The organism is Streptomyces sp. NPDC102437 (assembly GCF_044765565.1).
Classification (GTDB): domain Bacteria; phylum Actinomycetota; class Actinomycetes; order Streptomycetales; family Streptomycetaceae; genus Streptomyces.
In genome coordinates this window covers 13,182-39,130 of the sequence record NZ_JBIWKI010000051.1, presented here as the reverse complement: position 1 = coordinate 39,130, position 25,949 = coordinate 13,182, and the positions used below count along the sequence as shown (strand labels likewise).

Annotated in this window: 30 protein-coding genes and 1 pseudogene; 4 read left to right on the top strand and 27 right to left on the bottom strand. The window is 70.6% G+C overall.

From position 1 onward, the window contains the following. Positions 1-1,054: 1,054 nt before the first annotated feature. From ACIRJP_RS36560 to ACIRJP_RS36550, 3 genes are all read right to left on the bottom strand, one after another. The gene (locus ACIRJP_RS36560; RefSeq protein ID WP_404184033.1) at positions 1,055-1,282 is read right to left on the bottom strand and encodes a hypothetical protein; all 228 of its coding nucleotides are present in this window, start codon (positions 1,280-1,282) and stop codon (positions 1,055-1,057) included. A 168-nt stretch (positions 1,283-1,450) separates the two neighbouring features. After that, positions 1,451-2,320, bottom strand: coding sequence for an ATP/GTP-binding protein (locus tag ACIRJP_RS36555; RefSeq protein ID WP_404184030.1), 870 nt, complete (start codon positions 2,318-2,320; stop codon positions 1,451-1,453). Then, positions 2,314-2,769: a hypothetical protein gene (locus tag ACIRJP_RS36550; protein WP_404184027.1), complete on the bottom strand. Its 456-nt coding sequence runs from the start codon at positions 2,767-2,769 to the stop codon at positions 2,314-2,316. The genes ACIRJP_RS36555 and ACIRJP_RS36550 overlap by 7 nt, the downstream gene beginning before the upstream one ends. Before the next feature lie 380 nt (positions 2,770-3,149). Between ACIRJP_RS36550 and ACIRJP_RS36545 the strand changes: the two genes are divergently transcribed. Next, positions 3,150-3,584: a hypothetical protein gene (locus tag ACIRJP_RS36545; RefSeq protein ID WP_404184024.1), complete on the top strand. Its 435-nt coding sequence runs from the start codon at positions 3,150-3,152 to the stop codon at positions 3,582-3,584. A gap of 8 nt (positions 3,585-3,592) precedes the next feature. On the opposite strand, the gene ACIRJP_RS36540 is transcribed toward ACIRJP_RS36545, so the two are convergent. Beyond that, positions 3,593-4,819 carry an IS110 family transposase gene (locus ACIRJP_RS36540; RefSeq protein ID WP_404184021.1) on the bottom strand — a complete coding sequence of 409 codons (1,227 nt, stop codon included), beginning with the start codon at positions 4,817-4,819 and terminating at the stop codon, positions 3,593-3,595. Positions 4,820-5,905: 1,086 nt separating this feature from the next. Beyond that, positions 5,906-6,121 (bottom strand): hypothetical protein, encoded by a 216-nt coding sequence (locus ACIRJP_RS36535; protein WP_404184018.1) that lies wholly within the window; start codon positions 6,119-6,121, stop codon positions 5,906-5,908. Positions 6,122-6,645: 524 nt separating this feature from the next. On the opposite strand from ACIRJP_RS36535, the gene ACIRJP_RS36530 reads away from it, so the two are divergent. Then, positions 6,646-7,485 carry a hypothetical protein gene (locus ACIRJP_RS36530; RefSeq protein WP_404184016.1) on the top strand — a complete coding sequence of 280 codons (840 nt, stop codon included), beginning with the start codon at positions 6,646-6,648 and terminating at the stop codon, positions 7,483-7,485. Positions 7,486-7,540: 55 nt separating this feature from the next. Here ACIRJP_RS36530 and ACIRJP_RS36525 read toward each other — a convergent pair whose 3' ends face one another. Continuing rightward, positions 7,541-7,819, bottom strand: a complete 279-nt coding sequence (locus ACIRJP_RS36525; RefSeq protein WP_404184014.1) for a hypothetical protein — start codon at positions 7,817-7,819, stop codon at positions 7,541-7,543. A gap of 97 nt (positions 7,820-7,916) precedes the next feature. Between ACIRJP_RS36525 and ACIRJP_RS36520 the strand changes: the two genes are divergently transcribed. After that, the gene (locus tag ACIRJP_RS36520) at positions 7,917-9,065 is read left to right on the top strand and encodes a ParA family protein (RefSeq protein ID WP_404184011.1); all 1,149 of its coding nucleotides are present in this window, start codon (positions 7,917-7,919) and stop codon (positions 9,063-9,065) included. After that, positions 9,062-10,264 carry a ParB/RepB/Spo0J family partition protein gene (locus ACIRJP_RS36515; protein WP_404184008.1) on the top strand — a complete coding sequence of 401 codons (1,203 nt, stop codon included), beginning with the start codon at positions 9,062-9,064 and terminating at the stop codon, positions 10,262-10,264. Before ACIRJP_RS36520 ends, ACIRJP_RS36515 begins: the two co-directional genes overlap by 4 nt. A 216-nt stretch (positions 10,265-10,480) precedes the next feature. On the opposite strand, the gene ACIRJP_RS36510 is transcribed toward ACIRJP_RS36515, so the two are convergent. The 21 genes and pseudogenes from ACIRJP_RS36510 to ACIRJP_RS36410 all read right to left on the bottom strand — a co-directional run bounded on the left by ACIRJP_RS36510 (position 10,481) and on the right by ACIRJP_RS36410 (position 25,855). After that, positions 10,481-10,942, bottom strand: a complete 462-nt coding sequence (locus ACIRJP_RS36510; protein WP_404184005.1) for a Pycsar system effector family protein — start codon at positions 10,940-10,942, stop codon at positions 10,481-10,483. Positions 10,943-11,007: 65 nt separating this feature from the next. After that, complete coding sequence (locus ACIRJP_RS36505) at positions 11,008-11,589, bottom strand: hypothetical protein (protein WP_404184003.1); 582 nt, start codon at positions 11,587-11,589, stop codon at positions 11,008-11,010. A gap of 175 nt (positions 11,590-11,764) precedes the next feature. Continuing rightward, the gene (locus ACIRJP_RS36500; protein ID WP_404184000.1) at positions 11,765-12,061 is read right to left on the bottom strand and encodes a hypothetical protein; all 297 of its coding nucleotides are present in this window, start codon (positions 12,059-12,061) and stop codon (positions 11,765-11,767) included. Beyond that, on the bottom strand, positions 12,058-12,504 hold the full coding sequence (locus tag ACIRJP_RS36495; RefSeq protein ID WP_404183997.1) for a hypothetical protein: 447 nt from the start codon (positions 12,502-12,504) through the stop codon (positions 12,058-12,060). Before ACIRJP_RS36495 ends, ACIRJP_RS36500 begins: the two co-directional genes overlap by 4 nt. A gap of 371 nt (positions 12,505-12,875) precedes the next feature. Then, a pseudogene (locus ACIRJP_RS36490) lies at positions 12,876-13,259 on the bottom strand (hypothetical protein); the annotation flags it as partial. 97 nt (positions 13,260-13,356) lie between these two features. Further along, entirely contained in the window at positions 13,357-14,118 is a 762-nt protein-coding gene (locus ACIRJP_RS36485; RefSeq protein ID WP_404183994.1) for a hypothetical protein, read from the bottom strand. Positions 14,119-14,235: 117 nt separating this feature from the next. Further along, complete coding sequence (locus tag ACIRJP_RS36480) at positions 14,236-14,781, bottom strand: hypothetical protein (RefSeq protein ID WP_404183991.1); 546 nt, start codon at positions 14,779-14,781, stop codon at positions 14,236-14,238. Positions 14,782-14,851: 70 nt separating this feature from the next. Continuing rightward, entirely contained in the window at positions 14,852-15,040 is a 189-nt protein-coding gene (locus ACIRJP_RS36475; RefSeq protein WP_404183988.1) for a hypothetical protein, read from the bottom strand. 78 nt (positions 15,041-15,118) lie between these two features. Further along, on the bottom strand, positions 15,119-17,230 hold the full coding sequence (locus tag ACIRJP_RS36470; protein WP_404183985.1) for a chromosome segregation protein ParM: 2,112 nt from the start codon (positions 17,228-17,230) through the stop codon (positions 15,119-15,121). Between the two features lie 84 nt (positions 17,231-17,314). After that, entirely contained in the window at positions 17,315-17,731 is a 417-nt protein-coding gene (locus ACIRJP_RS36465; RefSeq protein WP_404183982.1) for a conjugal transfer protein TraB, read from the bottom strand. A gap of 19 nt (positions 17,732-17,750) precedes the next feature. Continuing rightward, a complete protein-coding gene (locus ACIRJP_RS36460) occupies positions 17,751-19,451 on the bottom strand; it encodes an ATP/GTP-binding protein (RefSeq protein ID WP_404183979.1) in 1,701 nt (566 codons plus the stop codon). 582 nt (positions 19,452-20,033) lie between these two features. Then, complete coding sequence (locus ACIRJP_RS36455) at positions 20,034-20,270, bottom strand: hypothetical protein (RefSeq protein WP_404183977.1); 237 nt, start codon at positions 20,268-20,270, stop codon at positions 20,034-20,036. Continuing rightward, positions 20,267-20,758 carry a hypothetical protein gene (locus tag ACIRJP_RS36450; RefSeq protein WP_404183974.1) on the bottom strand — a complete coding sequence of 164 codons (492 nt, stop codon included), beginning with the start codon at positions 20,756-20,758 and terminating at the stop codon, positions 20,267-20,269. The genes ACIRJP_RS36455 and ACIRJP_RS36450 overlap by 4 nt, the downstream gene beginning before the upstream one ends. A 137-nt stretch (positions 20,759-20,895) precedes the next feature. Further along, a complete protein-coding gene (locus ACIRJP_RS36445) occupies positions 20,896-21,060 on the bottom strand; it encodes a hypothetical protein (RefSeq protein ID WP_404183971.1) in 165 nt (54 codons plus the stop codon). 61 nt (positions 21,061-21,121) lie between these two features. Beyond that, positions 21,122-23,146, bottom strand: a complete 2,025-nt coding sequence (locus tag ACIRJP_RS36440; protein ID WP_404183968.1) for a hypothetical protein — start codon at positions 23,144-23,146, stop codon at positions 21,122-21,124. Between the two features lie 77 nt (positions 23,147-23,223). Beyond that, positions 23,224-23,757 carry a hypothetical protein gene (locus ACIRJP_RS36435; protein WP_404183966.1) on the bottom strand — a complete coding sequence of 178 codons (534 nt, stop codon included), beginning with the start codon at positions 23,755-23,757 and terminating at the stop codon, positions 23,224-23,226. 120 nt (positions 23,758-23,877) lie between these two features. Next, on the bottom strand, positions 23,878-24,195 hold the full coding sequence (locus ACIRJP_RS36430; RefSeq protein WP_404183963.1) for a hypothetical protein: 318 nt from the start codon (positions 24,193-24,195) through the stop codon (positions 23,878-23,880). Between the two features lie 27 nt (positions 24,196-24,222). Then, positions 24,223-24,477: a hypothetical protein gene (locus ACIRJP_RS36425; protein WP_404183960.1), complete on the bottom strand. Its 255-nt coding sequence runs from the start codon at positions 24,475-24,477 to the stop codon at positions 24,223-24,225. Next, complete coding sequence (locus ACIRJP_RS36420) at positions 24,474-24,656, bottom strand: hypothetical protein (RefSeq protein WP_404183957.1); 183 nt, start codon at positions 24,654-24,656, stop codon at positions 24,474-24,476. The genes ACIRJP_RS36425 and ACIRJP_RS36420 overlap by 4 nt, the downstream gene beginning before the upstream one ends. 330 nt (positions 24,657-24,986) lie before the next feature. Continuing rightward, entirely contained in the window at positions 24,987-25,325 is a 339-nt protein-coding gene (locus ACIRJP_RS36415) for a hypothetical protein (RefSeq protein ID WP_404183954.1), read from the bottom strand. Further along, positions 25,322-25,855 (bottom strand): WhiB family transcriptional regulator, encoded by a 534-nt coding sequence (locus tag ACIRJP_RS36410; protein WP_404183951.1) that lies wholly within the window; start codon positions 25,853-25,855, stop codon positions 25,322-25,324. Before ACIRJP_RS36410 ends, ACIRJP_RS36415 begins: the two co-directional genes overlap by 4 nt. Positions 25,856-25,949: the final 94 nt, after the last annotated feature.

The following is a 25,949-nucleotide window of genomic DNA, read 5'->3' as shown; positions in this document are numbered from 1 at the left end:
TCGCGCGGTTCGCTCCGCGAACGCGACGCGCCGCCGCTACGCGGCGGAAAAGCAGGCACCGCGCTCCGCGCGGTATCGGGCCTGCGGCCCGGGTTGCCGGGTCACTCCGTGACCCTTGGTCGTGGTCGGAGCTTCGCACCGACCACGTGAGCATCCACTCCGTGGCTGCTCAGAGCCCGCTACGCGGGCGGCTGGCTAGGTGGAGGGGTGGCCTCGGCGGGGCGGAATGTGACGGAACGTGAGGGTCGGGCCGGACACCCGGAACTCTCCCCCACCATGCCCACCCAGACAGTGCGTCAAAACCTGACCCCAGATGAGATTGGGAATCAGCACGCACCCCCTGAGCCGCCTCACACACCCTCAAAAACCCCACTCCCCCGAACTCACCCACCATCAGAAAAGGCATCCCTTGAGCACCAGAATGGAACTGGATTCGAAATCCGAAAGTGCGTCAAAAACCAACCCCGCTCTTTTCAGGAATCAGCACGGGCCCCCTCCCCAATCTCGCCCGATAAACACGAAAGTCCCCTCCGAACGGAGGGGACTTCGGTGTGCGACAACCGAGGAGATTGTCAGCAGCGTGACGGCTGACGGTCTTGCTATGCGCAGCGCTTCAGTGGTGCCTCAGTCGTGCGCCTTGAACGTACCGCGGACCGCCAGGGGGCCCACGCAGACACGCTGAACATCCCATGGCCGCCGTCGGCCGCACAGCCAGCACTCCGACTCCACGGCCGGGCAGCAGACCCGGCCCGCGCGCGGCCCCGCCGACGCGCGAGAGGGACTTGCCGGCCGCCGATCCCCGAGGCGCTCCGCCCGCCCCGCCCTCCACCCTCTCCATTTCGGTAGTCGGGCGGCAGGGGGGTACGCAGAGGGGATGTCAGCACCCCGACCACGCTTTTACAGGCATGGTGACCTGCATAAACACACGACGTCCCGGAGAGAGGGGGCAACAGATAGTGCAAGGAATGATGCAGGAGAAAGTGCAAGAGAAAGTGCAGGAGAACTCTGGGCCGAACTGGCCCAGCCGGGAAAGAAGCAGATCTCAGCCGATTCCTCAGGCCGAAGGGTGGGGCTGTTCCTCGTCGGCGTGGCCGCCGGTTCCGAGGGTCCGCCGCGGAGACGGGGGCGCAGCCGGGCGCGTGCCGAGTACGCCTCGGGCACGCAGTTCGTCAAGGTCGGACAGACGCTCTCCGGGGAGCGTGTCGAGCAGGTCGGCCTGGGCGGCGCGGATGCTGGGCGCGGGAGCCTGAGGGCCGGAGCCAAGGGCGCGGCGGACGGTCACGCCGGCCATCGTACGGGCAGCGCATCTCCGGCCGCCCTGGAGGCCGGGATCGTGGTGCAGGAGCAGCGTGTGGGCCCTGGCCTGCGGTGGTCGGGGCTGTGGTCGGTCTACGTCGGCCCGTGGTCGGGCCCGACCACAGACCCGACCACAGCCCCGACCACGGGCCGCCTAGTTGAGGACTTGGACCTCACCGACCCGCACGCCGAACGCGGTTTCGCGGGTCTCGGTGAACGTGCCGCCGTCGTTGAGGGCGGGGGCGGTCCACTCGACGGTCCAGGTCGCGGTGGCGGTGCCCTTGTAGCGGCCGTCCGGCTGCCCTTGTGCGGAGCGCTGGTAGCGGTGGCCGCAGTCCGGGGACAGGGTCTTGCCCTGGTCGGCGCTGTACGGGGTGCCGGGGCCATGGCAGGTGACGGTGGTGCCGTCGCCCATGTCCCACCGGAGCGTCGACACCTTCGCGGTGGCGGTGACGGTGACGCCGCCGGCCGTCGCCTTCGCGGTCGCGGGTCCGTACGACGACGTCGAGGGGGTCACCCACATCCACATCGGCATCCCGACCACGTACCGCCCCGCCGTGCGGGGGCTGGCCACCTTCGGGCCCACCAGTCGCATGGAGTCGACCGCGCGGCGCGCCACCAGCTCGGGGTCGATCGTCGGCGCGGCCGGGCCGGCTGCGCCGTTCGGCACGAACGTGACACCGACTCTGCCGCCCTCGCACCAGACGCGGTAGATGGCGCCGTCCTTGGGCGTCTTGCCGTCCCAGGCCAAATTTTCCGCCGGGGGCTGCGGGTCTGCCTTCTCGTACGTGCACTTGGGGGCCGGGGCCGACGAGCCACCCGAGCCCCGCTTGCCGACGGACTTTGCTTTGGGGCCCGGACCGCTGCCCGTGCCGCTGCTGTCCGACGCGCAGACCGTGACCGACAGCAGCGAGCCCCTGCACCCGGGGTCGTTGCCGACCGTCGTCCCGTCGTCGGCCAGCACCACCGTCGGGGCGAGAACGCCCGCCAGGACCACGGCGGCCGCCGCCGCCCGTCTCAGCACGTGCGCGCCCCGTCCGGGGCGTAGTCGGTGATCATCCAGCCGCCCGGCCATTTCTCGGCCGTCGCCGTCGCCACGTACCGCAGCGGCTGGGCCGAGGGCAGCGGGATCGGCTTGCCCGTCTTGGTGTCGAGGGTCTGCCACTTCGCCAGGTCCACGCAGTCCTGGATCGTGGCCTTGGGCAGCTTCCCGGCCGCGTCGACCGCGGTCACCTTCGGGCTGTGCCCGAGGTCGCCTCGGATCACGGTGCTGTTCTTCTTCATGTGGGCCAGGTCGGCCTCGAACTTGGACAGCGCGTTGAGCGCGGCGTACTTCTTCAGGTCCGTGCCCTTGGCGTCCGCCTTCCGGTACGCCTTCATCTGCTCGCCCCACATGGAGGTGTACGAGGCGAGCACCGCGGTCTTCTCCGCCGCGTGCGGGTCGGCCGCCGACGTCGCGGGCGCAGACGTCACCGAGGCGGCTGGAGGGGCAGCAGCCGGCTTCGCACCATCCTCGCCGCCTCCGCATCCAGCGAGGAGGAGAGCGGCCGTCACCGCGCCGCACAGCGCCACCGGCCCGCGTGCTCCGCGCTTTTGCCGTGCCGTCACCATCGAGACCCCCGTGCGATTGCGAACAAGATCCGGATCACCGTAACGCGCAGCGCAGGGCTGGTTACGGGAGTTGGGGCAGGTTGCCGAGCAAACGGCCACGCCGCCCGCCCCGTACGCCCAGCCTCTTGGTACGGCTATCGCGCACAAAGACACCTCATGCAGCTAAGCCGTCAAATCAATCGACAGCCTTCCACGCCATCGGCGACGATGCGGTGCCGCTGATCGCCTCACCAGGAGCCTCTGTGTCGTCCAGAACCGCAGACATCGACTTCACGTTTGCGCGAGAAATCACGGTCGGGACCATCGTCGAGGCTCTGGCCACCTCAGGGTGGTCGCTGGAGGAGCCGCTCTCGTACATGGTCAACGACAATGACCTGTACGACTGGCAGTCGACCACCAACGACCACACGGGGGAGGTCCTGGCCTTCCTGGACGCGCCCGAGCATGCTGCGAAGTACCACGTCGCCGTCTGCGTCTACCACGCGCAAGCGGGCACTGGCGGTCAGCTCCTCTTCTTCCCGCACCGCACAGCCTGCAGCTTTAGCCCCACCATTAACCGGCGGAGCCTGCCAGGCTCGGCTGGCTTCACCGATGTCAGCTGGTACCTCCGCGCACTGGTGCCGCCCCTGCTGGCCCTTGGGCTGGAAGGCTACGAAGCCCGGGACATCGGCTCCTGAGGCTCGGTTCAGCCGGTGGGGACAGGTGGGGGAAACGCTGTGCCTTCCTCGAAGTGGCAGCGGTGCAGCAGGCAGTGGTGCAGTTGCCCGAGCATCCGGTTGAACAGGTGCCTCAGGGCCTGGGCATGCCAGTCTCCGGCCTCCCGTCGGCGTCGGTAATGAGCGTTGGCACCCTTCGAGTGAGTAAGGGTGGCGAAGGCCCAGAGGTATCCCGCGTGGTTGAGCCGGTTGTTCTTCACGAACCGGCGCCCGACGTATTTGCGTTTCCCAGACGCCCGGGTGATGGGCGCCGCGCCCGCGTATGCCTTCAGTCCGCCGGCGGTGGCAAAGCGCGTGCGGTCATCACCGATCTCAGCCAGGAGGCGGGCACCGACCTGTGCGCCGATGCCGGGGAAACTCAGCATGATCGGCGCGTCGGGGTGGGTGCGGAAGGCCCGCTCGACCGCCTTGGCGAGCTCGTCAACGGCCCTGCAGACCGCGTTCAACTGGACCAGCAGAGCCTTGGCCTGGATGCCCATGGCCTCCTCGACTGCGGGCAACTGCCGGGCGGTCGGCTGCCGGAACAGCGTCTGGATCCTCTCGGCGTCCTCGTTGATGCCGCGCTTGCGTCCGGCGCTGTGCAGCATCACCTTGAGTTTCCAGAGCGGCAGTTCGGCGGCCGTGGCCGGGGTCGGCGCCGCAGCGAGGATCTTCCGCGCGTCGGGCCGGGTCAGTCCGCCAGCCTTGTGCCGCCATGCCTCCAGGGCGGCCGGGTAGTACTCGCGCAACAGCGAGCGGAGCTGGTTGGCGATCTGCTGCCGATTCCAGACCGCGTCCTGGTGGGCGCGGGCGAGGACGGCGACGGCCTGGGCCAGATCGCTGTCGGCGGGCAACGGCCGGTGCATCGGCATGTCGGTGCGGATGATGTTCGCCAGGACCAAGGCGTCGCCCGGGTCGGACTTCTTGCGGCTCACTCCGTGCCGGTCGCGGTAGCGGGAGGCCGCCATCGGGTTGATCGCGAACACCTGCCGGGCCCCAGTCCGCAACGTGGCGACCAGCAGGCCGCGGCTGGTCTCGATCGCCACCGGGATCGGCGTCTCGGCGCTGTCGCCGTGATCGGCCATCAGGTCCAGCAGCAGCTGGTAGCCGTCCAGGTCGTCGTCGATCCGGCACTTGGCCAGCAGCTTGCCGGTGTTGTCGATGATCGCGACATCGTGGTGTCCCTCCGCCCAGTCGATCCCGCAGTACACGTCCATGGATCCCGCCCCTTCGCCGGTGCTGTTCTCGAACGCGAGCACGCGGGGCCGCACGGCGCACTAATTCCAGGGCTCCAAGGCCCGCCACCTCATCAGCCGTGCGCGGCACCGCCGGACCGCACGGGCGCACGCCGTGTCCAGAGCTCGAAGCTCGTGAGGAAAAACGCGTCACCGTGCGGCAGCTCATCCACCGAGGATCCCGAACTCGACGGACCCATGAGGGCAGAACGTGCGAGGACCGGCCGGCACCCAGCGCCACCGGTCTTTCCACAGACCTGATCGGTCGGAGGTGTCGTAGGGGTCACCACAGCACCGACCGGACCACACACGTCCTGCCCCAGCAGACACCGCCGCCGGGCCTGTCAGAGATCCAGAACCTCTAATAGCTATCGAATTAGAGGTGTCGGTGCGCGAGAACGGCTTGCCCGCAGGGTCTGACCTGCGAGAACACGCCAACCGGGAAATGGGGGGTTCCCACCTCCGGCAGTACCTGCGATGCAACTCCCGGTCCCCCGGTGCAGCCAACGGTAGAAACAACCGTCGGTACAACTCCCGCCCGGCGTGCAGGAGCTGGATCCCCGGACTGTGGCCCAGCGAGCCACAGTCCTGCCGGCCGCGCGGGCAAGCCTGCGGCCGGGGCTTGCCGTGCCGCTTCGAGGCTTGCCCTGACAGGCTTGCCCACCCGGCCCGAGGAGAGCGAACTGCCTCTTCCTGGTGGTCAGGAAGAGGTGTCGGGATCGGCGGGGTGCTGACCCACGGGCGGTGACCTGCGGCGCAGCGGCGGCGGGGGCAGGAGCATTCGCAACCTGTTGAGCAACCTGTTGAGCAACGGGTGAGGCAACCTGTTGCGCAACCTGTTGGACAACCTGTTGGGCAACCGGCCGCAGAGGAGAGGAGCGGTGGGCGCTGTGATCGGTCCGTCTGACGCCAGGCTACCGGCCGCGCCCAGGGAATCAGGGCAGCGACCCCGATCACTGACCCGCCCGCCCGTCGGACCGATCCAGCTGCTGGTGCAGCCCCGTGGCGGGGCCCGGGGCGGGTGCCCGGTGGCCGCAGGCCCGGCCCGGGAACGGGCGGTGTGCGGCGTCATCGGGTGCCGAGGACGACGGCGACGACGGCGGCGACGGCGGCAAGGGCGGCGACCAGGAGGCCAGCGCCGCTGATGGCGACCGTCAACGGCTGCGTGAGGGACGGGTGGCGGCGGGTGACGTAGGCGAGGCCGCCCATCGTCAGGACGATGACGACGACCAGGACCAGGGCCAGGACCACGGCGAGCAGGATCAGCAGGGCGAGCGAGGACACGAAATCTCCTTGAGTAGGTGCGCTCCGGGTGAGCGCGGTGGCAACAGTCCGCGCTGACGGCCGGCCGATCCAGTTCTCGCGAAAATCCGATCCGGCCCCGTTTCCTGGGGCGGTTGAGCGGATTCGCGAGTGCTTGACGGCGGGCGTCGCGGGGTGGTGGCAGCACGATGACCAAGCCGGGGGTTAGCAGCGCAAGCCCGGTTGGGGGCTCAACTCTGCCTGGGTGGGGCGCTCAATCGAGAAGCGCTGACCTGCAACTTTGTGATCTGGGTCAGCAATTGGGTCAGAGGTGCGACTGATTCGTGGTGCCGGGCAGCAGGGTGCGGCAGTGATGGGCAAGGCGCGCAAGCCCCTGCTGACGGGCCCAACTCCGCCGTTACGGCCGTGGGTCAGCGCAGGCACGCGGGATACACCGTGGGTCAGCATTTGGGCACCCCTGTGACCTGCGCATTCGGGGAGTTGGGTCAGCTTTTGGGGCAGGGGCGCTGAGGAGAGTTCACGGCATCACCGAACGGGGAGCTGTCGTGACTGGAACACGGGTCTTTGAGTCGCTGGACGCCGAATGGGCACTGGTCTGCGCCGGAGCCGGCCGCGCCGAGATGGTGCTGGGCTGGCTGCGCGAGGGCGGGGTAGTCCTCGAGGACGAGCGGGCGCACGGCCTGGCGGAGCTGCTGGTGGAGTTGGAGTGCCGGGACCGGGTGCGGGGGCGTGTGCACAGTGACCGGTGGATGCGGGCGCTCTTGGAGCGGGCGGCCGGCGACGGCGACGAGGGGCAGTTGGCGGCGCGGGTGGTGGTGCAGGCGATGCTGCCGGGTGCGGTGCGGCTGACGCAGCGGCTGCGGGCCGGCCGGGATTTCGACGAGACGGGGCAGGTCGTCGTCTCCTGCCTGTATCAGGTCGTGCGGCGGTATCCGATGTGGCGGAAGGGCGGGGTCGCGGCGACGCTGCTCCTGGAGACGCTGCACATGGCGAGCCGTGAACTGAGAGCGGATACGGAGGCGGAGGCGGTGCCGTGGCACCCCGTACTCGAATCCGCGGTCGTCTCCGGCGATGTGGCGGCGGATGATCCGGCGGGGGTTGTCTGGCGGACGGTCCTCGGACGGCAGGCCGCCGAGGCCGGGCTGCTGCAGGCCGAGGAAGTCCCGGACGGTGCGCGGGGCGAGCTGGTCGAACTGCTGGTGTGGGCCGTGGCCGCCGGCCTGCTCGACGTGGTGCGGGCGCGGGTGATCGCGGACGAGTCCCGGGCCGGGGCGCGGGAGAGCGCGGAGGCGGCCGGTGTGTCCGCGGTGACGTGGCGGCAGCGCCGCAGCCGGACCGTGCGGCAGCTACGGCCGATCGCTGACCAGTGGGTGCAGGCAGCGTGACCCGGAGGCTAACCCAGCCCTGGGTTAGCCGCGCAACCCCGGCCGACCAGGATCGCTACGGGACGTCGCCGCGCCAGTCCCACAGGCCCGGTGAGCCGGGCCGCTGCTCGTAGTCGGCCCGGCCGCCCGCCCCGTACCGCCCGGCCTCGGTGATCAGGTACGCCCCGCCGGCCCGCTGCTCCTCGGTCCAGCCAGTGACATCGAGGAGCTGTCCGTCGAGCGCGCCGCCGACCAGTTCCACGTACGTGCGGCCGGGCTGAGGGCCGGGGTTGGGGTCGTCGTGGTCGGTGCCGTAGACGTGACGGGGCGTACGGCGGGTTACCTGGTCGTCCATGTCCCCACCCTGGCACTGTCGCCAGGCGCCTGCCGCTGGATCCTGAAGTCGGGCATGCCTCCCGTACTCGTGATTTGGTCGCTGGTAAGTTGCCCGCATGGCAGCCAACGACCACGAAGAAACCGCAGAAAAACTAATCGTTAATCTCACGCCCGAGCTACGGCGTGATCTGAAGATCCGGGCTGCGGAGCGGGGCATGAACGTCTCGGACGCCGCCACCCATGCCCTTGCTCTTTGGTATGACGACCAGGGAGCGCCGCAGGTAGAGGTGAAGGGCGCGAAGTCCTGGGGCACGTACCTTCCGGCGGGGGGTGTCGCCCGGTTCTCAGCTGAGTGCGACAGTCGCCAGATCACCAAGGTTCAGGGCATTGCTCAGGCGATCAGCCGTTGGCTGCTGCAGCATCCGTCTCCGGCCAAGCGGCTGTTGGCACAGCCGGTGCAGCGGATCTTGGTCGCGTTGCAGAAGGGCGGGGTTGGGAAGTCCTTTGTGGCGGCTGGTCTTGCGCAGGCGTTCGCGGAGCTCGGTCTGAGGGTTCTGTTGATCGACTACGACCCGCAGGGCCACATGACGCGGCGTCTGGGGCAGAAGCTGATCGCGATGGACAGCGGTGCGAGTCTGCTGGAGCACATGCTGGGCAAGGCCCGTCGGCATCTGCGGAGGTCGATCGTGGCACTGCCGCAGGAGCGTTTCCAGGGGCGCCTGCACTTGCTGCCGGCGTGCAATGACGCGTTCCTGTTCGACGCGGTGATGAGTTCGATGCGCACGGGTCGGGAGGAATCCCTTGCCAGGGCTCTGGAGCCGGTCGAGAAGAGCTACGACATCGTCATCCTGGACGGTCCTCCGAGCCTGGGACTGTCCATGGATATTGCGATGCACTATGTACAGCGGCGCGAGGGGGAGCTCGCCGACCGGTCCGGGGTGCTGATGCCGGTGTGGGCGGACACTCCGTCCTTCGAGGCGTACGACCTCTTCGACAGTCAGCGTCGCCAGCTGATGAAGATGACCCGGGTCCAGGTGGACGAGATCGGGTTCATCGTGAACGCCTACGACGCGCGCCGCGGGGCGTCGGTACAGATGAAGCGGGAGGAGTGGGAGGAGCGCACGAGCCCCGGCGTGCTGCACGTCTTCGGGGACTTGAAGGAGCAGCGTGATGCGACGGATCGTCATCAGCCGCTGTTCGAGTGGGCGCCTGACTGTGAGCTGGTGCATGGGCTGCGCGGCATCGCGAAGGAGCTGGCCGCATGAGCAAGAAGGACGATGTGCCCCGCTACCAGAGCGAGGAAACCCGCCCTGACGAACCGTCGCGCAACGACATCCTCAATCACTACGGCCTGGCTGCCGGGGTGGAGAGTGATGAGGACCGGGAGATGCGCGAGTGGGAGGAGGCGCAGGCCGCCCGGCTCGGAGCGAGCGACACCAGGACGGGCCGGGTGTCGTCCGTCGGCGCGGCCGCGGTCGTCTCGGCGCACTTCCGGGTCTCGGTGGCTGACCTGTCTCCGAACCCGGACAACCCGCGCGGCGACATCGACCCCAACGACCCCGAGTTCCAGGGCCTGAAGAAGAGCGTGTCGAGCATCGGTGTGGCTCAGGCGCTGACGGTCTGCACCCGCGAGGCGTTCGTCGCGCGCCATCCGCAGCATGCGGAGGCGGTCAATCGCCGGTATGTCGTAGTGGCGGGGCACCGCCGTCTGCACGCGGCCTGGCTGGCGGGCTGCGAGGACGTGCCGGTCCTGGTCAACGACGACGCGGCAGAGAACCCCTTGGTATGGGCGGTGGCGGAGAACCTTCAGCGGGTCGGCCTCAACGCCATGCAGGAAGCCCGGACGCTGAGCGTCCTCACACTCAAGCCGCCTGCCGGGCAAGGGCTGTCGCAGACAGTGGTGGCCAGCGGCATCGGGAAAACGCAGGGGTTCGTCTCGCAGCGCGTCGCGCTGCTGAAGCTCACGCCTTCCCTCCAGGAGCTGGTGCTCGCCGGGAAGCTGAAGGTGAAGCGTGCGGCATTGCTCGCCAAGCTGCCCAGCGACGAGCAGGAGGCGGCAGAGGAGGCGCTGCACAGCCTGGTCCCAGCACTGCAGTCGGAGCTGGACGGCGGGAAGCTCAACGACATCCATCTCGCCCTGAGAGTGGCCGGCCTGCCCCGGGCACGCCAGCTGGAGGCCCGCGCCAACAAGGGCGAGGTTCCGGTGCCGGACGCGGGCCCCGCGAGCGTGGAAGGGCCAGGAACCGGGCTGGAGTCTGCGGCAGCGCCAGGGATTCCCGTCCAACAGGACAGCACTACCGTCGCTGCCACGATCGGCAATGGCCTTGAGAAGCCAGTGGTCACGCTGCACACCCCGGCCCAGATCGCCGACGACCTCGCCCGCTACCTGCCGAGCGACGACCTGACACAGCTCACCGAGCTGCTCCTGGAGCGCACCACGGAGGCGCGAACTATTACTGAGTAATAGCCACCTGGGGCGCAGGTACTCGACCTCCGGCTATTACTGAGTAATAGCCGGGGCCGTCGAGACCCCCCGCCTCAACGCAAAAAAGCGGCCCTCTCCTCCCGGAACTGTCCGGGAGGAGAGGGCCGCTTCGCGGTCGAGGGCGAGGCTTGGCCGGTGCTTACAGCACGGCCGAGGATTCGGTCGGGACCTCGGGGGAGTGGCGTCGCTGATTCGTCAGAGCGCGGCGCCGGCGGCGGCCAGCGCGAGCAGGGTCAGCGCGGCGAGGCTGAGGTCGACCGCGCGGCGCAGGTAGAGGAACTTGCTGACCGCGAGCGCGGACAGGACCTGGATGCGGGCGGCGCGGGTGTCGCTCTGCATGCGGTCGCGGATCTCGTCCTCGTCGAGCCGCGCCCAGTACGGGAAGGACGCCCGGTCGGCGCCGCTGAGGCGGGGCCGGACGACCAGGAGCAGCAGCACGGCGGCCATGCCCAGGGCGAGGACGGCCGCGGTGCCGAAGAGCTTGGTGGGCAGTGGCAGTTCCTTGTCGGCGACGGATGCGAGTCCGGCGAGGGCGGCGCCGTTGAAGGCGAGCAGTAAGGATGCTTTGCCGTCCGTGCGGCTGATCTCGCTGGTGACCGAGGTGCAGGCGTCGTCCATGTTCTTGTCGATGCGGGGAGGGGGGGCCGTGGAGGTCATGGGTGGTGGTTCTCCTTGTCGTTGCAGGGCGGGCCGCCGCATCCGGTGGCCCGTCCGGGGGTTGGTTAGAACGGCGGTTCGTCGGCGGTCTGCCGGGCCTGCTGGTCCACGAGCGCCAGGAACTCGGCGCCGAGCCCGGGGGCGGTGAGGATCACGCGGAGGACCGAGGCGAATCCGCGGCGCTCGACCGGGTCCAGCCGGGCGGCCAGTTCATGTGCGGCTTGGTGGTCGCCTACGAGGCGCAGGTATTCGGCTTCGGTGGCCGCGGTGTGTACGGTCCCGCACTGGCCGCAGCGGAAGGTGGCCTGGTCCCAGCCGGTGGGCTGGGCCGGTGCGGCAGCAGCTTCCGGCTGCGGAATGGTCCGACGGGCGGCCAGCGCTGCTTCCAGCTCGTCCACGCGATTCAGCAGCACTGCGAGGTCTTCACGGGCGTCGGCGATGAACCGGGCGTCGTGGTACGTCTGCTCGTCGCCGGGCTCGCCCCGGACCTCGGCGACGACGGCGTCGCTCACCGTCCCGGCGGGTGTGGGGCGGAGGCCGGCGGCAATGTAGTAGGTGCCTGTTCCGTCGTAGTGGGTGCCCCAGTGGCCGGGGGTCGCGGCCTGCTCGCGGGCTCGGATCTCAGCGATACGGGTGGTGACGGACACGGGTTCCTCCGGTGGTTCGGTGGATGGGCGGGCCGGTCGGCCTGCCTGGTCCTCGCCCGCCGCGTCGGGCGGGCGAGGACCAGGCAGGGCGGCCGCAGGTCGAGGTGGACCCGGCTGGGCCGAGCGTCGTGGCTGAGCCATGCACCCCGGTGGTGCGGATGATGGCGGCCGTACGTCAGCCCCCGTCCGTGCTGTTCCTCCAGCCGTGCCCGTTCGTGCATGTGAAGGTGTGGGTGGACAGCAGCTGGAAGGGTCCGCGGTCGTCCCAGGCGTGCGTGCCCTCCACCGGGGGTTCGCCGCACCGCCAGCACTCCCGGCCCGCCAGCTCGAACGCCGCCAGCGGGCGAGGCTCGGTGGACCGGGACTTCCGTGTCGGCACCGGGTGAGGCGGTTTCAGGGCCAGGAGCTCCGGTGCGCCCCACCTCCGGCTCCGGCCCGCCCAGCGGGACATCCACCCGCAGCGCAGCGTCATCCCTGCGCCTCCTCGGTCAGCCGGGCGACGGCGTCGGCCAGCTCGCCGCGCTCCGCGGCGTCCTCGGCGTCGGAGAGCCGCCGTAGAACCGTGCGGACCGTGACGTCCGCGTCGAGCTTGACCGCGTCCAGCAGCGGCTGGCCGAGCATCTGGTACCCGTCCGAGACGCCCTTGTGGTAGCGGCAGAAGTCGTACCCGGCCTCGCTGCAGGCGGCGCAGGTCTCCGGGTCGGTGCGGTACGGCTCGACCTCCACCCGGTGCTCGGGGGCGGACGGGGACTGCGTGAGCGCGGCCTCGGGGCGGCCGTAGCCGAGTACGCGCAGCGGCCAGTCCTCGGGCAGCTCGCGTAGCTGCATGGCGAGTGCGGCCGCGATGGCGGGCTGGTGCTCGACGAGCCTGCGCCACAGGTCGTCCGCGGTGCGGACCGGATCGTGCAGCGTCACAGCGCAGCCTCCGTCCGCGTCGCGGGGATGAGCAGGCCGTTCGTGCGCCCCTCCATGCGGTCGATGTACTCGGCCCGGTCGAAGCTGGCGTCGTCGCTGAGCTCCTCGGGGGTGCGGGTCCAGTCGGCCAGGTCGGCCACCTCGCGGGCGGCGCGTAGAGCGTCGTCCCGGTCGGGGAAAGCGGCGAGCGCGCGGCCGGAGTGATGCCCGAGTCGCCACGGGTGGGTGACGCCGTCGCCCTCCCCGCGGAGCTCTGCCGGCAGTTCGTACACGTGCAGGCCGGCTACCGGTTCCACCGCTGGCACGGAGACCGTGGCATCCGAACCGGCTAACCGGATCGTGTGCGTGCTCACGGGCAGTGGGGGTTCCGGGTCGGGGTCGGCCTCGGGGTGGGTGAAGCGGACGGGCTTGCCCAGGGCGCGGGCGTAGCGGATCTCGGAGCGGGTGGAGTCCCCGATGGAGTCGCCGACGACCAGGACCTCGTCGGCGAGGCGGAGCTTCGCCCGGTGCAGCTTGCCGAGTTCGTGCTTGAGGTGCTGCACCTTCGCGGGGGTGTCCCACAGCGGGTGCGGCTCCTTGAGGTTGCAGCCCGGCCTGACCACGATCCGTCCGGCTGCGGTCTCGCGCCAGTCCGCCTCCGTCATCTGCTTCATGAAGCGGGTGGAGCCGCAGATCGCGACGACGACCGGAAGTCCGAGCTCCCGCTTCGCAGAGATGAGTCGCTGTTCGGGGATGTGTAACAGCTGGTGGGGCATGGTTGGTTTGTCCTTCCGGTAGGTGAGGGTGAGGCCGGTCGGCCTGCCCGGTCCTCGCCCACCACACCGGTGGGCGAGAGCCAGGCAGGGCGGCAGGTCAGCGCTTCTGGAGCGGGCGCACGTTGTCGGGGGTGTCTTCCGCGTCCGGGGCGGCCGGGGCCGGGAGGTGGAGGTGCGGCTCGATCTGGTGCCCGGCGTTGTGGATGAAGACCTCTGGGCGCAGGGTCAGTCCGCGCAGCGCGATCGTGGAGGCGGCGGTCCAGGCGAGGACGGCGAGCCCGGTGGCGATGGTGCGGCCGTCGGCGGGGGAGGTGCTGTAGACCATGGCGATGCTGGCGGCGCCCCAGGCTGTCCAGGTGAGGCGGGCTCCGCTGCTGCGGAAGAACCCGCCGATCAGGCCGAAGAGGCCGACGACCTGCCAGACGGTATAGACGGTGGAGGCGCTGATCGGCAGCGTGGCTGCGTGGGCGGCGATGTAGGAGCGGATCGGCTGGTCGACCACGGCGAACACGCTGTCGGAGGTGGTGGCGCCGACCTGGACGTGCGGTACGGCGGTCAGCAGGCGGCGCATCGCGTCGGCCAGGACGTCAGTCGCGCCGTCCAGCAGGATGATGACCGCACAGACCCCGGCGAGTCCGAGCACCGTTTTCACCCAGGTCGCCATGCCGTGCCAGCCCAGCTCGGGGGCGCGGCGCAGGTCTTCCCAGCGGTTGTGCAGGACGCCTCCGTCGTCCCAGGCGGCGGTCCACCACTCGCGCAGGGCAGCCGGCTGCGGGTCTTTCGGTTCGGTCGGCTCTGTGGCCGGGGGCTCATGGCGTGGGTTGGGGATGTGAGGGGTTCGGTTGTTGTTGTCGGCCACGGTCGGGCATCTCCTTGTGAGGTGAGGTGAGGTGAGGGGCGGTGCGGGCCGGGCGGCCTGTCCCGCGCCCGGCCCGTAGGGGGTTCGGGTGCGAGGCAGGTGGTCCGGATCGGGGCGTCAGAGGCGGCGGGTGTTGGCGAGGTCGGCGGCCTGGCCGAGCATGCGGAGGGGGACGCGCGCGGTGCCGTGTGAGTCGTTGAAGCCCGGTACGGAGTCGACGTCGTCGCCGAACTTGCGTCGGATCGCGTCCAGGAGCACGGCGGCCGCGGCGGCTTCCAGGCCGCTGTCGCCGCGGGCCTCGGTCCGGATGGCCCCGAGCATGCAGCGAGCGCCGTCCGTGTCGACCAGGACGTCTTTGCACCAGCCGCCGGTGAGCAGCCGGTGGTGGGCGCGCTGCAGAAGGGAGGCGACCGGGGTCGGGTAGGAATCCGGCGGCTGGAGCGTCGGGGTAAGCGGCACGGTGACAACGTCGGCCAGGTCCACGGGCCCGGTCTCGATGTGCGCCGTGTTGACCTCGTAGGCGACCTTGGCTTCGTCCAGTCGGACGGTCATCGCCGCGTTGATGAATGCCAGGCGTTCCTCAAGGGACAGTTCCGTCGGCGGCTCGGGGGCTGCGGTGGTCGCGGTGTGGTCTGTTGCGGGGGCGGTGCGGGTCTGGGGCATCGGGGCTCCCTTGGGCGTCGAAGGCGCGGGGGTGGGTGGCGGCCTTCGACGCTGGCGGCCTGGGCGGTTTTTAGATGCTGGAGATCCAGCCGGTGACGGCGCTGATCGCGTCGGTGATGACGGGTGCGGCGCCGGTGGAGGCGAGGAAGAAGCCGAACCCAGCGCAGGCCAGGGCGGGCCAGGTGCGTACGGAGCCGCCTCGGATGAGGACGAAGACGACGATGCCGAGCAGGACGACTGCGGAGATCGATACGGCCACGGGCGGTGTGTCCTTTGCGGGTGTGGGCAGGGCCCGGCCGGTGCGGCCGGGCCCTGCGGGGGTGGGTGCGGGTGTGGGTCAGGTGTTGGAGAGGTGCTTGATGGCTTCAAGGGCCTGGCGGGGGGAGGTGACCGCGTCGCGGCGTGCGGCGGACTTGCTGCCGTTGCGGGGCTTGCCGCCGCCCTTCTTGGGCGCGTCGTCGCCGTCCTCGTCATCCGGTTCGTCGCCGAACTCGCCGGGCCGGGGCGGGACACTCCAGTCGAACCACAGGTCCCGTGCTTCGAGTTCGCGGATCTCGTACTCGGTCAGGGTGGCGGTGGTGTCGGGGAAGTAGTCGTCGATACCGGCCTTGAAGTCCATGAACAGGGTGCGCAGGACGTCGGGCTGCTTGCCCTCGATGATCCAGCCGGCGCCGCCGGTGTTGGAGTTGGCGGGCGGCTCGGGCTCACCCCGCATCACCCGCTCGATCCGGCCCGCCTCCTCGGGGGAGAAGGAGCGGGGGAGGGGGTCGGGGATGTACTCGGACGGGATACCGAGAGCCTTGAACATGTCACCGACCTTCTTCGGCGCGACCTTCAAGACGACGGGGATGCAGTTCTCGCGGAGGTTCTCGCACAGCAGCTGCGTGAACCCGTCCTGGACGTAGACGGACTGGCCTGCCACCTTGATGCCGACCCCGTACTTGCGGCCCTTGACCGACACCAGCTCCGCGAGGTCCATGATCTCCGCGCCGTACAGGCCGTCGCGGGCGGCGGACAGGAACTCGTCCAGGTACGCGGACAGCATCCGGTAGGGGCAGCCCGGCCGGGCCGGGTCCCACTCGTGGACCTGGCCGTCTTCCCAGAGCATTTCGCCGCGGATCTCCATCAGCGCGACCAGGACCCGCAGGAGCCGGAGCATGTAGAGCGGGCCGACGCCGTAGCGGGCGGTGTGCCTGCCCAGGGCGGCGGTCTTCTCGTCCGGTGCCTCGGTGGCCAGCATGACGACGGCGCCGTACAGGGCGTCGGCTGCGACGTGCAGGCCCATCAGCTGGGTCTTGCCGCCGCCGGACGGGGCGACGAACAGGCCGTGGGCGGCGCCCCGGTCGGTGTAGACGCGGTTGCGGGCGGGCTGGCCGTTGCCGAGGTAGCCGGTCACCCACCGCCCGTCCTTGTCCGGGGTCAGCAGTTCCCTTGTTGCGGGGAAGACCTGCGCGAGCGGGCTGCTGTCCCACAGGGAGACCAGGACCTGACTGCCGTCGACGGTGACGAACAGCCGGCCCTCGTCGTACTTGGTCTTCAACACGGCCGCCAGGGCGTGCTGGTTGACCCGCGGCTCACCCATCTCGTCGGGGACCTGGGCGATGTAGTGGGTGACCTGGCGGGCGGGGTCGCGGACCTCCTTGACGAACTGAGAGCCCGGGATGGGGCCGCCGGCGGCGCCGATCCGGTCGGCCCACCACTCGTGGACGGTGGGGGCCTCGCGGCGCCGCTCCGCCAGGTCCGGGGTGACGTGGACTTCCTTCCAGCCGGGCCCGCCACCGCGCCCGCGCTGCCGGGGCACCTCCGCGATGTGCACATCGGCCACGTCGACTTCGAACGCAGCGGCGACGTCCTCCTCCCTGAGACCGGTGATGGGCCGTCCGGCCTCGGCAGCGCGCAGCAGCAGCGACAGGTCGTGTCGCATGCCGGGGTGCGGGGTGGCTGTGACGACGACGGTGCGGCCGGGCATGCCGCGGCTCTCCCACAGCCGACGGACCTGGCGGGTGAAGCGGTCGGCGCCGTCGTCCGGCTGCGCCGCAGGGCGCTCGGGTGCGGCGGCCTGCGGCTGGGGCGCGAGGGACGGGGCAGCGAGGGCGGGGCGGTGGTGACGGCGGGCGTGCCGGGAGAGCGGCAGCACCACCCAGCCGGCCGCCGCCCACGCGGCGGCGAGCAGGGCGTCCATGCACCACGGGCCCCATCCGGGGGTGTGCTTGACCGTGACGTCGATGGCAGCAGCCAGCACGAGCGGGGCCCAGCGAAGGATCTTGCGGCCCGCGCCGGGCTCCTCGCTCCTGCGGGCCAGGAACCAGCCGCCGACACCCGCGGCACCCGCCAGCGTGATGACGGTGTTGACGGGGCTGTCGGGGGCGAGGTTCGGGGCCGCGGCGAGGACCGGGGCGGCCAGGGTGTAGAGGGTGCGCTCCAGAGCGACGCTGCGCGGCACGGACACAGGTGTTTCTCCTTCGGGAATGCGATGGGCGGCCCGCCGTCGGTGGCGGGCCGCCCATCAGGGGTTCTCGGGTGAGTTGAGGGGTCAGTGGGCGAAGAAGCCCGGCTTGGGGGTGCGTTCCTTGCGCCCCGAGCGGACGGTGTCCAGGCCCTCGTACAGCCGCGCGTGCGTACGCCGCGCGCCGTGGGCCAGGGAGGAAACCTCCCTGGCCGTCTCGTGGAGCTTTTGGACCTCGGCGGCGGCGCCGCCCAGGGCGACGGACACCTGGCTGGTCATCGCGATGAACTTGCGGTCCAGCTGGGCGTTGGCGATGTCCACGGCCAGGCCCTCCGCGCGCTGGGCGTTCAAGCGCATGCCGCGCAGCAGCTGTTCGAGTTCGTCCCCGGCCATGTCCATGGCCTTGGACAGCGTCTTCAGCTTGCGTTGGACGCTCTTGTACCGGTGGTCGCCGTCCGTCCGGGCGGCGGCACCGCCGCCGGTGCGGGGCAGGATGTCGCTCATCAGCAGACTTCCCCTTCTTCTAGTGGTGGGTGGCTGCGGAGGCGTGGGCCAGGCCCGCGTCGTCCATGGCCTTGATGTCCTCGCCGTAGGTCCGGCCGACCGAGATGGCGGCGATCCGGGCGGCCTCGGAGGCCACCTCGCACTCGGCGGCGCACCGCTCGGCCAGCTGCTTCATGCGCGTCGCGGCGTCGGCCAGGTCCGTGACCTTGTCGACGACCACGGTGGCGATGTTGTGGTCACCGCCCAGGTCGGTGGCCATGTCCCGCAGCGCGTCGGCGACCTTGCCGAGCGCGACGGCCAGGTCCTGGGCACGGTCCTTGTCGAGTGCGGCGGCGAGCGCGATATTCACGATCTCCGTCAGGTACTCCTCGAAGGTGATGTCGGTGCGGTGCTGCGCCCCCAGTCCGGACGCGGCCTTCCTGACGTGGGTTGCCACAGAGTCCTCCTGTGCAGTCGGTGCGGTGGGCCGGGTAGTGCCGGGCCGCTGGGTGTGCGGCTCGGGTGCGGGTGGCAGGCCGGCCGGGCTGGAGACGCCGGCGCGGAAGGGGTCGGCCGGGTCGTCGACGATGACCGCGTCCGGGATGTCTTCCTCTGCTGGTTCGGGCTTCGGGGGGCGGCTTGGGCGGCCGGGGCTGTCGACCGTGACTCCGAGGTCCTCCGGCCGAAGTCTTGAGGGCTCTTCCGGTTCAGGGGCGTCCTGATCGGGCTCGGTGAAGATGTCTCTGAGGCGCTCCTTGAAGGACCGCTCGTTGTCGCCCGGTTCGGGGCCGTCGTCCGTCCCAGTGCCGTCCTTCGGGCCCTTGTCGCCGGAGCCATCGGACGGCTCCTCGCCACCCTTCTTGCCGTCCTCCGACTCCTTGGCCACGGGGTCGCCCTCCGGGCCGCCTGAGGGTGCCTCAGGGCTGTCCTTGGGCTTCTTCTTGGTCGTGGCGTCGGCGTCCTTGTTGCCGGTGGAGTCCTCGGTCCTGCCGTCCTTCGCGGCCTCGGCGGCCTTCGCGGCCTCGGCGGCCTTCGCGGCCTCCCGCTTCGCTTTCCTCGCGGCCTTCCGCTCGGCCTTCGCCGCGCGGCGCTCCTCCCGCTCCGCCTGCCGGTTGGCGCGGTCCTGGTCGCGGTCCTTGCTGCGGTCGGCGAGGTGGGCGGCCTGGTCGGCGCTGCGCCGCTGCTGACGGGCGGCCTGGCGGGCGGCGGCGCGTTCCTGGCGGCTGCGGGCCCGTTCGGCCGCTGGGCTGGAGGCCGGCGCATTCTGCGACTTGCCGCCGTCACCCTTCGAGCTGCCCTTGCCAGACCCGCCCTTGTCCGAGCCGCTCTTGCCGGATCCGCCCGAACTGCCCTGGCCCGCACCGGACTTACCCGATCCGGAGCCGCCAGAGCCGTTCTGACGGCCCTTGGGGCCGCCGGACGACTCATTGCCCTTGGAACCGCCCCCACGCCCCCCAGAGGAGCGGTCAGGGCCCTTCCCGGCACCCTTGGGGGAGTTCCCTCCCCCGGAGCCGCGCCCGGCCCCTCCGCCCGGCCCGTTCGTTCCCGAGCCCCGGCCCGGACCGCCGGAACCGCCGCCGCGTGAGCCTCCCCCGCCGCCACCCTTCGAGCGGCCCTTGTCGGCACCCATACCGGAACCGGAGGACCGCGAGCGATCCGCGTCGGCCTTGCCGCGCGCCGCCGCCTTGTCGCCCTTCGCTTTCATTTGCGCGGCGTGGAGCTTTCCGTTCTGCTCCATCATCGCGGTTTCCCGGGCGGTACGGGCCTCAATAAGCGCGGCCTTACGCGCAATTTCAGCCTCACGGAACGGCGCTTCCCCGGCATGCCGGTCTCGCGCCACTTCCAGCCGGTATTCCAGCCAGTCACCAAGCCGATCTGCCAGAGAACGAGGCTGGACGTATTCGCCTTCCCCGTATTCCCCGTCGCCGGAATCCGGCACGTCGGGCATTCCCGTTTCCCGTAAAGCCGTTTCCGGGGAAATAGGCCCGCGAAGAACCGGGAGTTCCATTGTTGTCTCCTCCGGGGACTCCGGAGGGACAGCACCACCAGATCTACTGTCAGGCGGTTCAGAGAAAAAGAAATCTCCACCGTCGGGAGCGTCCGGAATTTCGCCGGAATCACCGCCCCGGGCGGGGAGGTTGATCACGTTGCTGTCGGTGTCGTCGGACACGCGACTCCCTCCTCCTGGGCTTGACAGCCGCCACCGGCCTCGCGTACACGCGCGCACGCCACGCGTGGCACGCGACACGCGCGGCACGCGTTGGGATCGCCGAAGGGCCGTCCCCGGGATCGGAGACGGCCCTTCATGACGGGGCGCGTGGAGCTAGCCGGAGTGGCGGCTGTAGACGTTCTGCAGGGCGAGCGCGACGTCACGGATGAGCGCCGTATCCCCGTCGCGGTAAGCCTGCGTGCCCCGGATATTCATAATCCGGAGCCAGTAGTAGAAAGTGCCGAGGTCCTTGCCGTGCTGAGCGATCAAGTCTTGCTTGATTTTCCGCTCATGTTCCGCACGGTTCATTTTCTTCCGCTCGACCTTCGTGAGCGGGCGACCTGCACTCACGCCGACTCCCTGCGGTCCAGGTGGTAAATCGACGTGGGAACACCATAGCCCGGGTTCGGGCTCTGCGCACCCCTCTGGTCCGGGTTTTCCGGGGCCGCCTGGAGTGACGGGTTGTTCTTACGCTCCTTGAGCTGCGCCTTTTCCTTTCGGGTTTTCTTGACCTCCTTCACCTTTTCGTCGTGGGCGTGGCGCTTATGGGCGCTCTTTTCCAGCCCCGAACTAATTCCCTTGAGGTTCCTGAGAACGTCGTTCAGGGACTTTTCCACCGGGAAGGAACGCAGCGCCGCCTGGCCCCACTTGTCGCCCTCCACACGGGTCTTCCGGCAGTGCAGGCGGGTCTCGCGCTGGAGGATCTCCAGCTTGGCCTGCATGTCCAGCACAACCCGGTGGAAGTCCGCAAGGTAGTGCGCGTAGGCGGCCGGGTTCTGCGCGATCTCGCGCAGCGCCGCGTTCGGGTCGTCGAAGAAGGGCTTGTCTTCCGTGCTCACGGGGTCCTCCACGGGGGTCGGATCTGCTGTACTGGGGCTGTGGACTGCTTCCGGCAGTCGCAGCGAAGGCCAGCCCAGGTCGAATGGGCTGGCCTTCACTGATGTGTGCCGGACGTCTGAGGCCGGTCTGTTCCGCGTCAGCGGGACTGGCGCCGGCGCGGCAGGCGCGGGTGGCACCACCAGCAGCCGGGGCCGTGGTCGTGCATCGTGCGGGAGTGGACCAGCAGGAACGGCGCGGCCACCACGGCGGCCAGGGACACCAGGACGAGGGCCAGGCCGATCGCGTACTCCAGATTGCTCATGTCGAACTCCTCTCGGTTCAGCGCGGCATCGCTCAGCGGATCTGGGCAAAGGGTTCGTGTCTCACGAGACCTTCTTGAAGCGGGAGCGTGCGGTCTCAAGGCGGCGTCCGGCGGTGGCGCGTGAGACACCCAGGACGGTCTTGGCCTCGTCGACTGAGACGGTGTTCGCGCCCTGGCGCCGGTACATGAGACTGAGCAGCGAGGTGATCTGTCCCTCGATCTCAGCGTCCCGGGCGAGTGCGGGGCGGCCGGTCTCACCGGAGCGCAGCGGGACCGGGGTCGCGCCGGTACCCGGGGAGGCCGTCTCGCGGCCTGACCTGGGTGTCTCACTTGTGTGAGACGCCGTCTCAGTCGCGCTCACCGTCCCGCCCGTCTCAGCGGGGCCCGTCTCAAGTGCCCGGGGTGTCTCGCTCTCGCTCGTCTCAGGGACGAGTGTCGGGGCGGTGCGGGGGTGGGGGAGCGTCTCACCGAGGCGGCTGAGATCGGCGGCCCTGGTGGGTCCGGTCTCATCGGCCGGTGCGGTGCGCCTCGTCTCATCCGGCCCGGCCCCGTTGCCGGTTCCGGTCTCACCGGCGCCGGTCTCAGGCTCCTTGGTGATCTGGTGGATGCGCCACATCACCCAGGGGGCGATGGCGGCGACCGAGACGATGAGCCACCACAGCGGGTGGCCCTTCTTGTCGACGCCGACCAGTCCCGCTGCGGCGAGGTGGTAGATCGCGTTCGCGGCGACCATGAGGATCAGTGCCCCGGCGACGTCGCGGTGCCGGCGGAACGCCTGCACGACGTAGACGTCGATCGCCAGGGGCAGCGCCCAGGCGACCTCTGCGGGCCAGCCGCTCAGCTTGGCCAGGGCGAACTCGCCGGAGGCGGTGAGGACGATCGTCGCGCCCAGGGCCACGCGCGGCCCCCAGGTGTTGACGAAGTTCTTCGTCTTCTCCTGACGGGCGATGAGTGCCTGGGCCCGGGTCACTTCCTCGCGGGTGGCGTCCAGTTCCTTGCGTGCCGTCTGCTGCTCGGCACGGGCGCGGGCGCGAACCTGCCCGGCTTTCTGCTCGGCGGCGGCGACCAGGCGGGCTGCTTCCTTCTCGGCCGCCGTGATCCGCCCGGCGGCTGCCGTCTCCGCGCTGGAGATGGCGCCGGCCGCCTTGGCCTCCGCGATCGAGCGGACCTTGAGGACGTCCTCCTCAGCCTGGGCCCGCGCGGCTTCGAGGACCTGCTGCGCCTCGCCACGCGTGTCGTCGGCTTCCTGCTCCGCCTCGCGCAGCGCTTCGGCGGCCTGGCCGCGGGCGTGGTCCAGGAGCCGGGCCGCGTCCTCTTCCGCCGTCGCGACTTCCTCGCGGGCCCGGGTGCGCAGGTGCTCGGAGTCCTTCTCCGCCTGCTGGCGCATCTGGGTCGCGGCCTCGCGGCGGGCGCGGGCGTCGTCCTCGGCAGCGGCCACCATGTCGTCGGCCCGCTGCTTGGCCTCCTTCACCAGGTGCGCGGCGTGCTCGGTGGTGGTGGCGGCCTCGGCCTGGACGCGGTCCTTGTCCTGCTCGGCCTCGGTACGCATCTGCTGCGCGCGGGCGCGGCCGGCCTCCACGATCCGGGCGGCCTCGGCTTCCGCCTCGGCCTGGAGCTTCTCCGCGGCCTGGCGGCGGCGGGCGAGGGTCTGCTCGGCCGCCGCCAGGTCGCCGTCGGCGATCGTGCGGACCCGCTGCACAGTCTCCTCGGCCGCCGCGATCTGCTCGGCGGTGAGCTTGCGCATCCGCTCGGCCTGATCCGTCGCGGTGGCGAGGATGCTGTCCGCCTCCGCCTGCGCCTTCCGCGCTGCGCCGTCGGCGTCGGCCGTCTGCCGGCGCGCCTGCGCGAGCATGGCCTCGGCCTCGGTGCGCGCGGCGGCGAGCAGCTGGTCGGCCTCCGCGCGGGCGGCCGTCACGATCGCGTCGGTACCGGCCTCGGGGGTGGGGGCGGGCTCGGTGGCCACCGTCGTGTCGGCGGCCTCGCTCAGGCCGGCCGTCTCGGCCGGCGTGGTGGCCGTGGCCGTGGCCGTGGTCTTGGTCGTCGTCTTCTTGGCGGCAGCCTTGCGGGGCTGGCGTCGGGTGGTCACAGCAGGGTTCCTTCCTTTCTGAACCCCTGGCGAGCCGCACCCCCTATGAGGGTGCGGCTCGCCAGGGCATGGGGAGTTCAGGCGGCAGCGGCCGTTCCGTAGGTGCGGGCGAACGTGGCGGCGGCGGCGAGCAGGCCGAAGACTTCCTCGACCGTGCGGGCTGGGTGCTGGTCCCAGTCGTTGTAGTTGGCGTGGGGCGCGCCGGTCAGGGCCCGGATGAGCAGCTCGAAGATCCAGTCCAGCGCCATGCGGGTGTCACCGCTGAACTGGTGGGCCGGGTTGGTGGTCTCGGCGTGGGTCAGGGCGCCGCGGATGCCGCGGCCGGCCGCGTAGGAGGGGTTCCAGCCCGCGGTGCGCAGGATGGTGATGGCGGCTTCGGCGTGGGCGGCGATCTGCTCGCCGGTCAGGGGCATGCCGCTGTTGCCCCAGCGGAGCCAGTCGGTGTAGTTGCCGGCCAGGTTCCAGGCGCGCTCGATCAGCGAGGCCGGGGTGCTGGCCGGGGTGGAGGCGGCGATCGTTCCGGCGACGAACGTCTCGATGTCGCGGACGAACTCGGCGCCGGTGATCTCCAGGTCCTGGCTGCGGTGCAGGCCACGGTTCAGCTCGAACATGTGGGGTCCTTTCAATGGTGGTGGGTCCGGGCTTGGGCTGTCCGGCTCGCCGTCACCACGAAGTGCCCCTCGTCGCCGTGCGACAGGGGCACTTCGTGGAACAGGCAACCTGCAGACCAGTCACCAGCCGTTGACGACGGCCTCGTAGTGCGGGTAGCCGTAGCGGGCGGCCGCCGCGTATTCGCGGGACGCCCGCGCGCCGCGGCGCCAGATCCCGGCTGCCACCAGGTGGCCCTCGGCGGTCAGCCGGTCCGCGACCGCCTGCTGGCATGCGGAGGACTTCTCGTGGTCGGCGGCGATGCTCTGCATCTCCGCGTAGGAGTAGAGCGGCGGGACCGGCGGGGCCAGCTCCCCGAGCACGGTGTAGCTGTCGATCTCGGCGGCGCACCAGGTGGCGGGGTCGCCGTGGCGGTCGCGGAACTGGTCGAGGGTGAGCATGTGGCACTCCTCTGCGGTGAGGGCGGGTCAGTGGGTGTTCTGGCTGCGAAGTTGGGCGTCTTCGGGTTCTGCGGGCCGGGCAGTCCAGTCGCATTGCGAGTGGTTGCGCCCACTGCGGCGGTTCCACCAGGTGGACACCGACCACTCGACGGTCACCAGGCCGTGGCGCTCAAGGACGGCGATGGTGGCTCGGCTGATGCCGTCGTAGGCGTGCCATGCGCCCTTGTCTCTGATCTGGTGCAGTGCGGCACGCTGGGTGTCCGTGAGGCGTCGTCGGCTCATCGGGTCTCCACGCGGGTGCGCAGGTGGCGGAGGTAGGCGTCCTGGAGGTTGGTGAACCGCTTGTACAGCGGGTCGCCGGTGGGGCAGTGCTGCCCGGACTCGCAGGGCGGGCAGCCCTTGCGGTGGGCGTGCCAGGTGTCGCTGGCGGCCATGTAGCGGGTGTGGAGGCTGTCAGTCACCGGCGGGTTTCCGTTCGGCTTGTGCGGGGTGGATGTCGGTGACGCGGTGGCCGGCGTCCCACGCCCTCGCGGCCGCCGTGGCGGCGGCCGCGAGGAGCGCGAGGGTCATCGGGTGGGCCAGACCGCGTGCGGTGATGGCCCGGACCGCGCGGTGCTGTGCGGTCCGAGCCGCGCGTATGTGCAGGTGCAGGTCTCAGCCCTGCCTCTGCCCGGTACCGCTGCAGGAGCCGCAGGGCTGCATCTCGACGCCCTGATACGGCTTGCCGTCCGCGCCGACGTGGCACACGGTGACCATCTTCTGGCCGGTGCCATTGCAGGGTCCGCAGGGATTCACTGGGCCACCCCCGATGCGCCGAGTCCGCGGGCGGCGGGCGCGACGCGGGGCGGGCAGTTGCTGGGGTCGCAGTTCCACCGCTCGCACAGCGGGCAGGGGCCGTTCATCGTCGGCCGCATCGGGAGCGGGCGGGTGAGGAGGAGTACCGGCTGGCGCTCGTACCCGGGGGCCATCTCGGCGAGCGTGCGGCGAGCACGGCGGCCGGCGGACCGGGCGCGGTGGTCGCCGTCGCTCACCAGCTGGCGGACGAGCTGGTGGAAGGCATCGGTCTCGTCGCGCTCGTAGCCACGGCTGTCGTCGATCGTCCCGGCGTTCGGGGTGAGGGTGGTGGTCATGCCGCCACCCCCCAACCGGCCCGCGCGCGGCGGGCAGTACGAATCTGCCGGATCTGGTCGGCGAGGGTGGCCAGCCGCTCCTTCTGGGCGGCGGCCCTGTCCGCGGCGCGGCGGCTCTTGCCGTTACGGCTGGAGTCGGGATTCTTGACGGCCTCGGTGTAGAACTCGCTGGTGAGGTCGTCGAGTTGGCGGCCCTCGGTGTCGCGGTCCGCGGCGCGCACGGTGGCCAAGCGCACGGCCTGGGCCGCGCCGACAGCGGCGAGCTCCGTACCGGAGAGACCTCCACGCACCATGTCGTCGACACGGGAGTTGCCGTCACCGTCGCGCAGCGCGAGTTCCTCACACGCGGCACGGACCGGGCAGCTGGTACAGATCCGGATCGCCTCGGCACGGCGGGCCTGCCAGGTGATCAGGGACTCGCCATCACCGCGGAAGAACTCGTTGGGGTCGAGGCCGTAACAGCGGTTGGCTGCGTCGACCGCGGACTTGAGTACGGCCCGGCGTGTGTGCCGGGCCTGGGTGGATGTCATCCTGTGCATGCGCATGTTGCCCTTCGAGAGAGGGTGAGCTGCGAAGACGGCCCCCGGGGTTGCGCCCCCGGGGGTTCGTCGCATTTGAGGCCTT

Coding starts and splice junctions, on each gene's coding strand:
- ACIRJP_RS36540 (WP_404184021.1), bottom strand. CDS start 4,819: ATGGACGTGTACTGCGGGATCGACTGGGCGGAGGGACACCACGATGTC.
- ACIRJP_RS36525 (WP_404184014.1), bottom strand. CDS start 7,819: ATGGACGACCAGGTAACCCGCCGTACGCCCCGTCACGTCTACGGCACC.
- ACIRJP_RS36520 (WP_404184011.1), top strand. CDS start 7,917: ATGGCAGCCAACGACCACGAAGAAACCGCAGAAAAACTAATCGTTAAT.
- ACIRJP_RS36515 (WP_404184008.1), top strand. CDS start 9,062: ATGAGCAAGAAGGACGATGTGCCCCGCTACCAGAGCGAGGAAACCCGC.
- ACIRJP_RS36510 (WP_404184005.1), bottom strand. CDS start 10,942: ATGACCTCCACGGCCCCCCCTCCCCGCATCGACAAGAACATGGACGAC.
- ACIRJP_RS36500 (WP_404184000.1), bottom strand. CDS start 12,061: ATGACGCTGCGCTGCGGGTGGATGTCCCGCTGGGCGGGCCGGAGCCGG.
- ACIRJP_RS36480 (WP_404183991.1), bottom strand. CDS start 14,781: ATGCCCCAGACCCGCACCGCCCCCGCAACAGACCACACCGCGACCACC.
- ACIRJP_RS36465 (WP_404183982.1), bottom strand. CDS start 17,731: ATGAGCGACATCCTGCCCCGCACCGGCGGCGGTGCCGCCGCCCGGACG.
- ACIRJP_RS36460 (WP_404183979.1), bottom strand. CDS start 19,451: ATGATGGAGCAGAACGGAAAGCTCCACGCCGCGCAAATGAAAGCGAAG.
- ACIRJP_RS36445 (WP_404183971.1), bottom strand. CDS start 21,060: ATGAGCAATCTGGAGTACGCGATCGGCCTGGCCCTCGTCCTGGTGTCC.
- ACIRJP_RS36435 (WP_404183966.1), bottom strand. CDS start 23,757: ATGTTCGAGCTGAACCGTGGCCTGCACCGCAGCCAGGACCTGGAGATC.
- ACIRJP_RS36430 (WP_404183963.1), bottom strand. CDS start 24,195: ATGCTCACCCTCGACCAGTTCCGCGACCGCCACGGCGACCCCGCCACC.
- ACIRJP_RS36425 (WP_404183960.1), bottom strand. CDS start 24,477: ATGAGCCGACGACGCCTCACGGACACCCAGCGTGCCGCACTGCACCAG.
- ACIRJP_RS36415 (WP_404183954.1), bottom strand. CDS start 25,325: ATGACCACCACCCTCACCCCGAACGCCGGGACGATCGACGACAGCCGT.
- ACIRJP_RS36410 (WP_404183951.1), bottom strand. CDS start 25,855: ATGACATCCACCCAGGCCCGGCACACACGCCGGGCCGTACTCAAGTCC.